The organism is Neobacillus piezotolerans (assembly GCF_003362805.1).
Lineage (GTDB): Bacteria > Bacillota > Bacilli > Bacillales > Cytobacillaceae > Bacillus_D > Bacillus_D piezotolerans.
The window spans coordinates 666,518-679,722 of the sequence record NZ_QNQT01000001.1; the positions used below are offsets into that span (position 1 = coordinate 666,518).

Annotated in this window: 9 protein-coding genes; all 9 read left to right on the forward strand. The window is 48.5% G+C overall.

From position 1 onward, the window contains the following. Nucleotides 1-251: 251 nt before the first annotated feature. The 9 genes from pyrH (at nucleotide 252) to rimP (ending at nucleotide 13,145) form a co-directional block, all read left to right on the forward strand. Nucleotides 252-974: a UMP kinase gene (pyrH, locus tag DRW41_RS03155; protein ID WP_115450493.1), complete on the forward strand. Its 723-nt coding sequence runs from the start codon at nucleotides 252-254 to the stop codon at nucleotides 972-974. Nucleotides 975-976: 2 nt separating this feature from the next. Continuing rightward, a complete protein-coding gene (frr, locus tag DRW41_RS03160; RefSeq protein ID WP_115450494.1) occupies nucleotides 977-1,534 on the forward strand; it encodes a ribosome recycling factor in 558 nt (185 codons plus the stop codon). Between the two features lie 381 nt (nucleotides 1,535-1,915). Further along, on the forward strand, nucleotides 1,916-2,713 hold the full coding sequence (gene uppS / locus DRW41_RS03170; RefSeq protein WP_115450496.1) for an undecaprenyl pyrophosphate synthase: 798 nt from the start codon (nucleotides 1,916-1,918) through the stop codon (nucleotides 2,711-2,713). 127 nt (nucleotides 2,714-2,840) lie between these two features. Next, complete coding sequence (locus DRW41_RS03175; RefSeq protein WP_115450497.1) at nucleotides 2,841-3,632, forward strand: phosphatidate cytidylyltransferase; 792 nt, start codon at nucleotides 2,841-2,843, stop codon at nucleotides 3,630-3,632. Nucleotides 3,633-3,686: 54 nt separating this feature from the next. Next, nucleotides 3,687-4,841, forward strand: a complete 1,155-nt coding sequence (locus DRW41_RS03180) for a 1-deoxy-D-xylulose-5-phosphate reductoisomerase (protein WP_115450498.1) — start codon at nucleotides 3,687-3,689, stop codon at nucleotides 4,839-4,841. 99 nt (nucleotides 4,842-4,940) lie between these two features. Further along, the gene (rseP, locus tag DRW41_RS03185; RefSeq protein WP_115450499.1) at nucleotides 4,941-6,200 is read left to right on the forward strand and encodes an RIP metalloprotease RseP; all 1,260 of its coding nucleotides are present in this window, start codon (nucleotides 4,941-4,943) and stop codon (nucleotides 6,198-6,200) included. A gap of 96 nt (nucleotides 6,201-6,296) precedes the next feature. Continuing rightward, nucleotides 6,297-7,994 carry a proline--tRNA ligase gene (locus DRW41_RS03190; RefSeq protein WP_115450500.1) on the forward strand — a complete coding sequence of 566 codons (1,698 nt, stop codon included), beginning with the start codon at nucleotides 6,297-6,299 and terminating at the stop codon, nucleotides 7,992-7,994. A 155-nt stretch (nucleotides 7,995-8,149) separates the two neighbouring features. Next, the gene (locus DRW41_RS03195) at nucleotides 8,150-12,478 is read left to right on the forward strand and encodes a PolC-type DNA polymerase III (RefSeq protein ID WP_115450501.1); all 4,329 of its coding nucleotides are present in this window, start codon (nucleotides 8,150-8,152) and stop codon (nucleotides 12,476-12,478) included. A 196-nt stretch (nucleotides 12,479-12,674) separates the two neighbouring features. Next, on the forward strand, nucleotides 12,675-13,145 hold the full coding sequence (gene rimP, locus DRW41_RS03200; protein WP_115450502.1) for a ribosome maturation factor RimP: 471 nt from the start codon (nucleotides 12,675-12,677) through the stop codon (nucleotides 13,143-13,145). Nucleotides 13,146-13,205 lie beyond the last annotated feature (60 nt).

Consider the following 13,205-nt stretch of genomic DNA (forward strand, 5'->3'; position numbering starts at 1 on the left):
TTAAAGACAAAACAAGTCGATCGCTAATTTCAACTAAGTTGAATGAAAGCCGAGGGTATCGGCTTCCGACGGGATGCAGCGGCAAGGTGGAGGCCCAACAGGCGTATAGCGCCGCGGAGACTCCAATGACGCCCCTCGGATAGCGTGTACCCGAAGCGGAAATAAACAATACGGACATCCGCCTTAGCTGGCGGAAAACCGGATTTTTCTGAATAGGCATGCGATGGCCTCAGATTACATAGGAGGTTTTTATGAGCAATCCCAAATATAAACGTGTTGTCTTAAAATTAAGTGGAGAGGCCCTTGCCGGTGACGCTGGCTTCGGAATCAACCCTGCATTCATAAAATCCATAGCCGAACAGGTGAAGGAAGTTGCTGAACTTGGCGTCGAGGTTGCTGTCGTCGTTGGGGGAGGAAACATTTGGAGGGGGAAAATCGGCGAGGAAATGGGCATGGACCGTGCCACTGCCGATTATATGGGGATGCTTGCAACTGTGATGAACTCCTTGGCCCTGCAGGACAGCCTGGAGCAGCTCGGTATAGAAACCCGCGTACAGACATCTATTGAAATGCGCCAAGTTGCCGAACCTTATATTCGCCGCCGCGCAATCCGCCATCTTGAAAAAACACGTGTTGTCATTTTTGCAGCAGGAACAGGCAATCCATATTTCTCTACAGACACCACTGCCGCGCTTAGGGCGGCGGAGATTGAGGCTGACGTCATTCTAATGGCGAAGAACAATGTGGACGGAGTATACTCCGCGGATCCTCGCCATGATAAGGATGCGAAAAAGTATGAGCAGCTATCGTATCTTGATGTATTGAAAGAAGGCTTGGCTGTCATGGATTCCACTGCTTCATCGCTGTGCATGGACAATAACATCCCGTTAATCGTTTTCTCCATTATGGAAAAAGGCAATATCAAACGTGTAGTGATGGGTGAAAAAATCGGAACTATTGTTAGGGGGAAATAATAATGCCGAAACAAGTCATTAGCAACACAAAGGAGAAAATGGCTAAAGCAATCCAAGCATATACCCGGGAGCTTGCGACAATCAGGGCGGGCAGGGCTAGCGCCTCGCTCCTTGACCGGATCACAGTCGACTATTATGGCGCTCCAACCCCGGTCAACCAACTTGCTGGAATCAGCACACCAGAAGCAAGGCTGCTTGTCATCCAGCCATACGATAAAACCATCCTGAACGACATTGAGAAAGCAATCCTAAAATCGGATCTGGGCCTTAACCCAACAAATGATGGCTCGCTTATCCGCATCGCGATCCCACAATTGACAGAGGAACGCCGTAAGGAGCTTGTCAAAGTTGTCAAAAAGGAATCCGAAGATGCGAAGATTGCCATCCGCAATATCCGCCGCGATTCAAACGATGATTTAAAGAAGCTCGAAAAAAACGGTGAAATCACAGAAGATGATCTTCGTGGCTATTCCGATGATATTCAAAAGATCACCGATGAGCACATCAGCAAAATCGACCAAATCACGAAGGATAAAGAAAAGGAAATCTTGGAAGTGTAGCACCCATGATGTTCCTGCCGGTAAAAAGCCCCTAAATGGGGTTTTTTCCGCTTTAGGGGCTTTTTTAGAAAAATGGTGGCATCCTGCCTTTTAAATGAGATATCTTCAGCCTTTTTTGGTATGATAAAAGCATGCCAAAAAAACACCGGCATATACATAGAAAAGCGAAGGGGCCTTGCCCAGGGGCGTCAAGCGCTGGAGGACCGGAGGGGGAAGCCGTTTTTTGGCTTCAACCGGAGGGCCGAAGCGACCTCGAGCCCCTAGGCCCTGCAGCTGGACAAAAAGAAAAGCGAAGGGGCCTTGCCCAGGGGCGAGGACCCATTCCGCATCCGTTCCACCCTTTATCGGAGGGAAGTTCGATTGTACTGGAGGAGCAAAAACATGCTAAATAAACTTAAAATTTGGAAGACCCAAAATGCCCCTTCCACTCTCCGAGACAGGAAAGACTGCATAATAAGTACCGGAGTGCCTGCCCATGTTGCCATCATCATGGATGGGAATGGGCGCTGGGCAAAAAAAAGAGCGATGCCCAGGATTGCGGGGCATCATGAAGGAATGAAAGTTGTTAGGAAAATAACGAGGCTTGCCAATGAACTTGGTGTCGGGGCCTTGACATTATACGCGTTTTCAACCGAAAATTGGAAAAGGCCTAAAAACGAAGTCGATTACCTAATGCAGCTTCCCGAAGAGTTCCTCGGATCGTTTCTTCCTGAACTTGTAAAAGAAAATGTCCGTGTAGAAATGATGGGCTATAAGGAAAAGCTTCCTTCCCATACCTTAAAGGCGTTAAACCGGGCGATTGAGGAGACGAAGGAGAATACAGGCCTTGTTCTAAATTTTGCCCTTAATTACGGAAGCAGGGCGGAAATCCTCGATGCTGTAAAACATGTCTTAAAAGACTGCCAGAGTGGTATAATGAATGCAAACAGCCTGGATGAAGAGGCCTTTTCCTCCTATTTGATGACATCTAAGATGGCCGACCCCGACTTGTTAATCCGAACGAGCGGAGAAATCCGGCTTAGCAATTTTATGCTCTGGCAGCTTGCATATACAGAGTTTTGGTTCACAGACGTACTTTGGCCGGATTTTGGCGAAGAGGATTTCCTTGATGCGGTCGAGGCGTATCAAAACCGGCAGAGAAGATTTGGCGGGATCGAAGGCTCTAAAGGAAAATCCTGAAACATCCGGAGCGATGCTGTTTTGGGAAGCTGAAAGCCGCATCGCCCCATTTTTTATACGAGAAGGAGGAAGGGCAAATCTTCCCGCCAAACCGCTATTTTTGGATGGGCTGATTGCCTGAGACTGAATGAAACAAAGAATTATAACTGCAGTAATAGCCGCGGCGCTTTTTTTACCGATTGTAATCGTTGGAGGCCTGCCTATTGTCTTTCTGGCATACGCGCTAGCAAGCATCGGCTTATATGAGCTGGCGAGAATGAAGAATATTAAGCTTGTTTCCTTTCCTGGGGTTGTGTCACTCCTGGCAATGTGGATCTTAATCCTTCCCGAAGACTATAATGGGTTTCTTGCATCAATCGGAATGGAAAAGCAGGAGATCGCCATTCTGGCTGTTTTGCTGCTTCTCGTTTATACTGTCGCAACAAAGAACCGTTTCACATTTGACGATGCGTCATTTTTGGTGATGGCGGCAGTCTATGTTGGTGCGGGTTTTTATTATTTTATGGAAACAAGGGAAGCCGGGGGGCTGAACTGGCTGTTTTACTCCTTGTTCATCATGTGGGCGACCGATTCAGGCGCGTATTTTATCGGCCGCGCGATGGGAAAAAGGAAGCTATGGCCGGAAATCAGCCCGAACAAAACAGTCGAGGGTGCGATTGGCGGGGTAGTGTGCGCACTTCTTGTTGCCGCTGCTTTCCTGCTCTTTGGCAATATCGATGCCGCCCCTATAAAGTTGCTTGTGATAACGGCCCTTCTGTCTGTTTTTGGACAGCTTGGGGACCTGGCCGAATCGGCGTTTAAACGAAAGTACAATGTGAAAGATTCCGGAAAGATCCTTCCTGGGCACGGGGGTATCCTTGATAGATTTGACAGCCTGTTATTTGTCTGGCCGTTAATCCATTTGTTCCAGCTTATTTGACTTAAAAGTCACTTTGTTGTAGTAACAGAGGGCTGTTTTTAGGAGAGGTATTGAATGAAATACATTAGTTTGATGGGTGCCACTGGTTCAATCGGCATTCAGACACTTGATATAATCCGTGAACATCCGGAAAGCTTCAGGCTTGCTGCCTTTTCGGCGGGCCGGAATATCAGACTTGCCAGGAAAATCATCGCAGAATTCCAGCCGGACTTTGTTTCCATGCAAGGCAAGGACGATGCTGAAAAGCTTAAAGCGGAATTTCCGGGCATTTACCTTTCATACGGTGGCGATGGCCTATCAGGTGTCGCAACTTTCGAAAGGTCGGATATCGTTGTTAACGCGGTGGTCGGCAGTGTTGGACTGAAACCGACACTCGAAGCGATTGCCTGCGGCAAGACAATCGCTCTCGCAAACAAGGAAACACTCGTAACGGCCGGACATCTCGTCATGGATGCCGCAAAAAAGAATGGGGTTGCCCTTCTTCCGGTAGATAGCGAGCACTCCGCCATCTTTCAGGCGCTTCAAGGGGAAAAAGCAAAAAACATCGAGCGGTTGATTATAACTGCATCGGGTGGAAGCTTCCGGGACCGGAGCAGGGAGGAATTGAAGGGCGTTTCAGTCGAGGACGCGCTAAACCACCCGAACTGGTCAATGGGAGCGAAAATTACAATTGATTCGGCGACGATGATGAACAAAGGGCTTGAGGTTATTGAAGCTCATTGGCTGTTTAACCTGCCATATGAGAAGATTGGCGTTCTCCTGCACAGGGAGAGCATTATCCATTCGATGGTAGAGTTCCATGATTCAAGCATCATAGCGCAGCTGGGCAGTCCTGATATGAGGGTCCCGATCCAATATGCCCTCACCTATCCAGACAGGCTTCCGCTTTCTTCGGCAAAGCGGCTGGACCTAGCGGAAATCGGGAAACTACATTTCCAGGAGATGGATTTCGAACGATTCCGATGCCTTCGCTTCGCCTATGACGCGGGGAAAGAAGGCGGGTCGCTGCCAACCGTCCTTAATGCGGCCAATGAAGCGGCGGTGGCTGCGTTCCTTGATGGGAGAATCCGTTTTCTTGAAATCGAGGATTTGATTGAGAGCGCGCTCAATGCGCATGTACGTATCGCGAATCCGGGGCTCGAAGAAATTCTTCAGGCAGACCTGGATGCAAGGAACTTCGTCCATTCCCTCCTTGTCAAACGAAATTGATCAATTCGGATTCATGTGTCAGCGTTCGCAATTTGGGATGCCGGGCAGTACCAATTTCCAGAAGTCCATACGGAACTCTTTTAAAAGGTGGTTTTTTTATTGAATACAGTCATAGCGTTTATTGTCATATTCGGGGCGATCGTATTCTTCCACGAATTAGGGCATTTCATTTTCGCAAAAAGAGCCGGGATACTCTGCAGGGAATTTGCCATTGGCATGGGCCCAAAGGTGTTTACGTATAAAAAGGGGGAAACGCTGTATACCATCCGCCTCCTGCCAATCGGCGGGTACGTCAGGATGGCCGGCGATGATCCCGAAGCTGTGGAAATTAAGCCTGGTTACAGGGTCGGCCTTCTTTTTGGCAAAGATGGCACTGTAAGCAAGATTATTCTTAACAATAAGGACAAGTTCCCTGAAGCGAGGATCATTGAAATCGAGCATGCGGATCTTGAAAGGGAGCTTGTGCTGAAGGGCTATCCGGAAGATGCGGATGAATCGCTACAGTCTTTTGTGGTTCACCCTGAAGCGGTAACGGTCGATAACGGCGCCGAAACCCAAATCGCGCCATACAACCGCCAGTTCGCTTCCAAGACGCTCGGCCAAAGAGCAATGGCGATTTTCGCAGGGCCGATGATGAATTTCATCCTTGCGTTCCTGATTTTTCTTGTGCTTGCTTTTATCCAAGGAGTTCCTTCCAACGAACCTAAACTGGGCAAGCTTGCCGATGGTGGCGCCGCGGTCGAAGCGGGGCTGAAGGAAGGCGATGTTGTCCAAAGCATAGCTGGCTCTGAAATATCAAGCTGGGCGGATGTTGTGGAAATCATCCGTAAAAATCCGAATAAAGAGCTGGATTTCGTGATTGAACGTGGCGGGAAAGAACAGGAAATTTCAGTTACGCCGAAAGCCCAGGAAGTCGAAAAGAAAGAAATTGGGATTATCGGGGTATACAGTCCTGTGGAAAAATCACCTGCGCTTGCGGTTAAATACGGATTTACAGAAACGGTATACTGGTCAAAGAAAATTTTCGAGATGCTCGGGCTGCTTGTGACTGGGCAATTCGCAATCGACATGCTTAGCGGACCTGTCGGGATTTATGCTACGACAGATACTGTGGTGAAATCCGGAATCTTTGTCCTGATGAAATGGACAGCGATGCTCAGCGTTAACCTTGGGATCATGAACCTCTTGCCGATTCCGGCACTTGATGGTGGAAGGCTGCTGTTTTTCGCTGTTGAAGCAATCAGGGGCAAACCAGTCGACAGGCAAAAAGAGGGCCTTGTCCACTTTATTGGATTCGCCCTGCTGATGCTGCTGATGCTGGTCGTAACATGGCACGACATCCAAAGGTTCTTTTTGTAAAAACCAAGCCGGCCCGGGAAATCCTGGCCGGCATACATATGCCTTTTTGTCTGAAGGCGGAAAAATTAAAGAAGCAGATTGTTGGAGGCGGACATAGTGAGACAAAGCATGACCTTGATCCCTACATTGAGGGAAGTTCCGGCTGATGCGGACGTTAAGAGCCATCAGCTTTTATTGAGGGCCGGGTTCATTCGGCAAAACGCAAGCGGGGTTTACAGTTATTTACCTCTTGCAAGGAGAGTTTTGGTAAAGATTGAAGCGATTGTCAGGGAAGAAATGGATAAGGCTGGGGCAGTCGAACTGCTGATGCCGGCCCTTCAACAGGCAGATCTTTGGCAGGAGTCGGGCAGATGGTATTCATACGGGCCGGAACTGATGCGCCTTAAGGACCGAAATGAACGCGAATTTGCACTTGGCGCGACCCATGAGGAAGTCATTACAAGCCTTGTCCGTGATGAAGTAAAGTCATATAAAAGGCTTCCGTTGACCCTGTATCAAATCCAGACGAAATTCCGTGATGAAAAGCGCCCCCGTTTCGGCCTTTTACGCGGCAGAGAATTCATCATGAAGGATGCCTATTCCTTCCACTCATCAAAGGAAAGCCTTGATGATGTGTATGAGAGGATTTTCACGGCGTATTCGAACATTTTCGCCCGTTGCGGTTTGAACTACCGGGCGGTAATCGCGGATTCAGGGGCAATGGGAGGGAAGGATACACATGAATTTATGGTCCTTTCCGATATTGGCGAGGATACAATCGCCTATTCAGACACCTCGTCATATGCCGCCAACATTGAAATGGCACCAGTCAAAGCATCCTATGAAAAAAGTGGAGAAGCGGAGCGCGGCCTTGAAAAAGTCAGAACCGAAAACCAGAAAACGATTGCCGAGGTTTCAAGCTTCCTTAATGTAAATGAAACACAGTGCATCAAGTCACTTTTGTTCAAGATCGATGGGCGGCCTGTCCTTGTATTGGTAAGGGGAGACCATGAAGTCAATGATATTAAGCTGAAAAACCTGTTCGAAGCATCGACGGTTGAACTTGCCGAAGCGTACGAAACGAAGAACATCCTCGGATGTGAAGTTGGTTCCGTCGGCCCGATTGGTGTAAAGAATGTCGAGATTGTCGCCGATCATGCGGTTGAATCGATTGTCAATGGCATATGCGGGGCCAATGTAGAAGATTTCCACTATGTGAACGTCAACCCGGGAAGGGACTTTGAACCGAGCCGCTATGAGGATCTGAGATTCATTAAAGAAGGAGATCCTTCGCCGGATGGGCAAGGGAACATCCTGTTTGCTAAAGGAATTGAGGTCGGCCACGTATTTAAGCTTGGTACACGCTACAGCGAGGCCATGGATGCCCTATACCTTGATGAAAATGGAAAATCCCAGCCAATGATTATGGGCTGCTACGGGATTGGCGTTTCCAGGACACTTGCCGCGATTGCGGAACAGTTCAACGATGACAAAGGGTTTGTCTGGCCGGAAGCCGTTTCGCCATACCAGGTTCATCTTATCGCGGTAAATACGAAGGATGAAGCCCAATCAAGCCTTTCAGAAACGCTCTATAAATCACTTGGAGAAAAATTCGAAGTTTTATTTGATGACAGGCAGGAACGCCCTGGGGTTAAGTTTGCCGATTCGGATTTGATCGGTCTCCCAGTGCGTGTAACAGTGGGCAAAAAAGCTGCTGACGGGATTGTCGAAGTAAAGGTCAGGAAAACAGGCGAAGTCCTTGAAGTGCAGACTGATAAGCTTAAAGAAACAATCAGTTCGATTTTGGGATTCTAATACCAGCCGGGCGCCCACATTGCGGCGCCCGGCATTTTTTCGGTTTTATAGATATGGCGCCACCCATAATATTTGTTGGTTTGCCCCGAATCAAGGCAGATTCTGTGGTATAATTAATTTTTGACAATAGATTGAAAAAGATGGGGAGAGTGACTATGAATACCCATTCAGATGACAGGACGGAACGGCTGCAAATCCTGCTCCAGCAGCTGGAAATGACAGACGGCGCCCTTGTTCCATTTTTTCAAAAAGCAAGAATAGAAAAAGTGCAAATCGGCAAAAAAACGAGAACAATGCATTTTGTGTTGTCATTGGAAAAAATTCTTCCTTGCAGGGTATACAGTATGCTTGAAGCAAGGCTGAAACAGAAATTTTCGGAATTGGCAAAAGGGGTTTCATTTGAATTAAAGGTTTCCGATCAGTCCATATCAGAAGAGCTGATCCTCGATTACTGGCAAAAATCCGTCCAGGAAATAGACGGCATCGCCCCTCCTCTCCTCAAACTCATGCACAACCAAACACCTAAAGTCCACGGGTCCAGGCTAATCCTCACCGTCAGGAACGATGCGGAAGGAGGAGCCGTCAAGAATAAATATGGCGCGATTATTTCTTCCATCTACCAAACCTTTGGATTCCCATTCCTCTCCATTGACACGGAAATAATTTCCGAAGAAAAGAACGAGGAGTACCGGCAGTTCATGGAGGCAAAGTTAAAAGAGGACCAGGAACGGGCTCTGCTCGCGGTCGCTGAATTGCAGAAGCGAGAATCCGAGAAAGACCAGGGTGGATCCCAGGGCGATGAGGGCCCGCTTGTTATCGGCCTGACAATCAAGGACGATGCCGAGTTCCGCAGGCTTATCGAAATTGTGGATGAGGAGCGGAGAATTGCCGTAGAAGGCTACATTTTCGATGCGGAAACAAGGGACCTGAGAAGCGGAAGGACTTTGTTGACATTTAAAATAACCGATTATACAAGCTCGATCATGGTGAAAATGTTCTCCCGCGACAAGGAAGACGCGGCACTTTTCCAGCGTGTGAAAAAAGGCATGTGGGCCAGGGTGCGCGGAAGCATCCAAAACGACACGTTCGTCAGGGACCTTGTCATGATCGGCAATGATATTAACGAAATTAGGCCGGTTAGCAGGAAAGATACCGCGCCTGATGATGAAAAGCGGGTCGAACTCCATCTTCATACCCCGATGAGCCAGATGGACGCAGTGACCCCGGTAGCCGCCCTGGTCGCGCAGGCGAAAAAATGGGGCCACAAGGCTATCGCGATCACAGACCACGCGGTTGCCCAGTCATTCCCTGAAGCATTTTCCGCGGGGAAGAAAAACGATATAAAAATCCTTTATGGGATTGAAGCCAACCTTGTCGATGATGGGGTTCCGATCGCTTACAATGACGCCCACAGGCTGCTCGCCGAAGAAACGTATGTCGTCTTCGACGTTGAAACAACCGGCTTGTCGGCATTCTACGATACGATCATCGAGCTTGCGGCGGTTAAAATTAGGGACGGGGAAATCATCGACCGGTTCGAGTCTTTCGCCAATCCTCACCACCGCCTGTCAGCCACAACGATCAACCTTACGGGGATTACCGATGACATGGTGCAAAACGCACCGGAAGTAGGCGAGGTGCTGGAACGGTTCAAGGAATGGACGGGAGATGACATCCTTGTCGCCCATAACGCTTCCTTTGACATGGGCTTCCTTAACACAGGCTATAAGAAGCTTGGCTACGGAAAATCGCCTAATCCAGTTATCGACACGCTTGAACTCGCAAGATTCCTGTATCCCGAAATGAAAAACCACCGTCTGAATACATTGGCCAAGAAATTCGACGTCGAACTGACCCAGCACCACCGGGCCATTTACGATGCCGAAGCGACCGGTTATTTGCTGATGAAAATGCTCAAGGACTCACTTGAAAAAGGAATCGAATACCACGACCAGTTCAATGATAATATGGGGAAAGGGAATGCCTTTCAGCGGGCACGCCCATATCACTGCACACTGATGGCTCAAAACGATACCGGGCTGAAAAATCTGTTCAAGCTCATTTCGATTTCACACCTTAACTATTTTTACAGGGTTCCAAGGATTCCAAGGTCCATCCTGCAAAAATATAGGGAAGGCATATTGGTCGGTTCTGGCTGCGACCGCGGCGAAGTATTTGAAACGATGATGCAGAAGTCTCCAGAGGAAGCCGAAGCCCTGGCAGGATTTTACGATTACCTTGAAGTCATGCCGAAGCCCGTTTATGCGCATTTGATTGAAATGGAGCTTGTCCGGAATGAAAAAGCGCTCGAGGAGATTATCGGCAATATCGTCAAACTTGGCGAAAAACTCGGCATGCCCGTTGCGGCGACCGGGAACGTCCACTATTTGAATGAAAACGATAAGATTTACCGGAAAATCCTAATCAACTCACAGGGAGGCGCGAATCCGCTGAATCGCCACAAGCTTCCGGACGTCCACTTCAGGACAACGGATGAGATGCTGAAGGAATTCAGTTTCCTAGGGCTTGAAAAGGCGAAGGAACTCGTTGTCGAAAATCCGAATAAAATCGCCGATATGATTGATGCGATCAAGCCAATCAAGGATGACCTGTACACGCCAAAAATTGAAGGCGCCGACGATGAGATGAGGGAAATGAGCTACTCGATGGCTCGGAAAATCTATGGCGAGCCTCTTCCTGAAATAGTCGAGGCGCGGCTCGAAAAAGAATTGAAGAGCATCATCGGGCACGGATTTGCGGTTATTTACCTGATTTCACACAAGCTTGTTAAAAAATCGCTCGACGACGGCTATCTCGTAGGGTCGAGGGGTTCCGTCGGTTCGTCGTTTGTCGCGACAATGACCGAGATTACTGAGGTTAATCCACTGCCTCCTCATTATGTTTGCCCGAAATGCAAGCATTCCGAGTTCTTTAATGATGGCTCTGTCGGTTCCGGATTCGACCTTCCGGATAAAAATTGTCCGGAATGCGGGGCGAAATACCGGAAGGACGGACATGACATCCCGTTCGAAACGTTCCTTGGCTTTAAAGGGGATAAGGTTCCCGATATCGACTTGAACTTTTCGGGTGAATATCAGCCACGGGCGCACAACTATACAAAAGTATTATTCGGGGAAGACAATGTTTACCGGGCGGGAACGATCGGCACCGTCGCAGACAAAACTGCGTTTGGATACGTAAAAGCGTACCAGCAGGAAAACAATCTTCACCTAAGAGGCGCAGAGATTGACAGGCTCGCTTCCGGCTGTACAGGCGTTAAGCGGACAACCGGGCAGCATCCTGGCGGTATTATCGTTGTTCCTGATTATATGGATATATATGATTTTTCACCAATCCAATTTCCCGCCGATTCGGCGACTTCGGAATGGAAGACAACGCACTTTGATTTCCATTCCATCCATGACAACCTGCTTAAGCTTGATATTCTTGGGCACGATGACCCGACAGTCATCCGGATGCTTCAGGATTTAAGCGGGATTGATCCAAAAACGATTCCGACGGACGATCCCGAAGTCATGAAGATCTTTAGCGGAACCGAATCTCTCGGTGTGACGGAAGAGCAGATTATGTGTAAAACCGGCACGCTCGGGATTCCGGAATTCGGCACGAGGTTCGTCCGCCAGATGCTAGAGGACACAAAGCCTACGACATTTTCGGAGCTTGTCCAGATTTCCGGACTTTCACATGGCACGGATGTATGGCTTGGCAATGCGCAGGAATTGATCCATAACAAAATCTGCACCCTAAGCGAAGTAATCGGGTGCCGGGACGATATCATGGTTTACCTCATTTATCAGGGCCTTGATCCCGCATTTGCTTTTAAAATCATGGAGTCGGTCCGTAAAGGAAAAGGATTGACGGATGAAATGGAAGCGGAAATGCGGAAGAATGAGGTTCCCGAATGGTACATTGATTCATGCAAGAAGATCAAGTACATGTTCCCGAAAGCGCACGCGGCGGCGTACGTCCTGATGGCGGTAAGGATCGCTTATTTCAAGGTCCATCTTCCGCTCCTATATTACGCTGCTTACTTTACGGTAAGGGCGGAGGATTTTGACATTGAAGCGATGGCGAGGGGTTCGGAGGCTATCAGGGCCAAAATTGAGGAAATCAACTTAAAGGGCCTGGACGCATCTCCGAAGGAAAAGAACCTTCTAACCGTCCTTGAGCTTGCGCTTGAAATGTGCGAACGCGGTTTTTCGTTCCAAAAAATCGATTTGTACAAATCAGCAGCGGCGGAATTCATTATCGACGGCGATACCCTTGTCCCACCGTTCAATTCGATTCCCGGCCTTGGGACGAACGCGGCGGAAAACATCGTTAGAGCGAGGGGAGACGGCGAATTCCTATCCAAGGAAGATCTCCAGCAGCGTGGAAAGGTTTCAAAAACCATCCTTGAATACCTTGAAAAGCAGGGTTGCCTGGAAGCCCTTCCCGAACAGAACCAGCTTTCGCTTTTCTAAAACCCAGGCATGAAGCCGGCAATTTGCAATCAAGTAAGGTGTATGGTATAGTTTTATTGGAAATACTAAGCAAAATGTCCGGAAGAGTGGGGAAACCCACTCTTTCGTTGTTGTATTAGGCATTTTGTCGGGTAAAGATAATTGTCTCCGCGAAAAAAGCGCAAAATAGGGCAAAGAGCTGTAAAGGAGGTTAGCGATGAGCAAGGTAACTGAAGTGGTGGAACAATTGGCCACTCCGATTGTTAATGATCTAGGCCTTGAATTGGTCGATGTTGAATACGTTAAAGAAGGCCGGGATTGGTTTTTGAGGCTGTATATCGATAAGGAAAGCGGCGTCGATATCGAGGAATGCGGCACGGTAAGTGAGCGCTTAAGCGAAAAACTCGATGAACTCGACCCGATCCCGCACAATTACTTCCTGGAGGTTTCGTCCCCTGGCGCGGAAAGGCCGCTAAAGAAGGAAAAGGATTTCATCAGCGCGATTGGAAAAAATGTTTTTGTTAAAACGTACGAGCCAATCGACGGTGAAAAGTCATTTGAAGGTATTCTGCTCGAATATGACGGTCAAACGGTCAAACTCGAAATCAAGGTGAAAACACGCACAAAAACAGTTGAGATTCCTTTCGGGAAAGTGGCGAGCGCGCGGCTGGCGGTAACATTCGGCTGATTGGACCGCCTAAACGGCAAATGAGGGGCGGATGCTTAAGGAAAAAAGCAACTCGCCCGC

Coding starts and splice junctions, on each gene's coding strand:
- pyrH (WP_115450493.1), top strand. CDS start 252: ATGAGCAATCCCAAATATAAACGTGTTGTCTTAAAATTAAGTGGAGAG.
- frr (WP_115450494.1), top strand. CDS start 977: ATGCCGAAACAAGTCATTAGCAACACAAAGGAGAAAATGGCTAAAGCA.
- uppS (WP_115450496.1), top strand. CDS start 1,916: ATGCTAAATAAACTTAAAATTTGGAAGACCCAAAATGCCCCTTCCACT.
- DRW41_RS03175 (WP_115450497.1), top strand. CDS start 2,841: ATGAAACAAAGAATTATAACTGCAGTAATAGCCGCGGCGCTTTTTTTA.
- DRW41_RS03180 (WP_115450498.1), top strand. CDS start 3,687: ATGAAATACATTAGTTTGATGGGTGCCACTGGTTCAATCGGCATTCAG.
- DRW41_RS03195 (WP_115450501.1), top strand. CDS start 8,150: ATGAATACCCATTCAGATGACAGGACGGAACGGCTGCAAATCCTGCTC.
- rimP (WP_115450502.1), top strand. CDS start 12,675: ATGAGCAAGGTAACTGAAGTGGTGGAACAATTGGCCACTCCGATTGTT.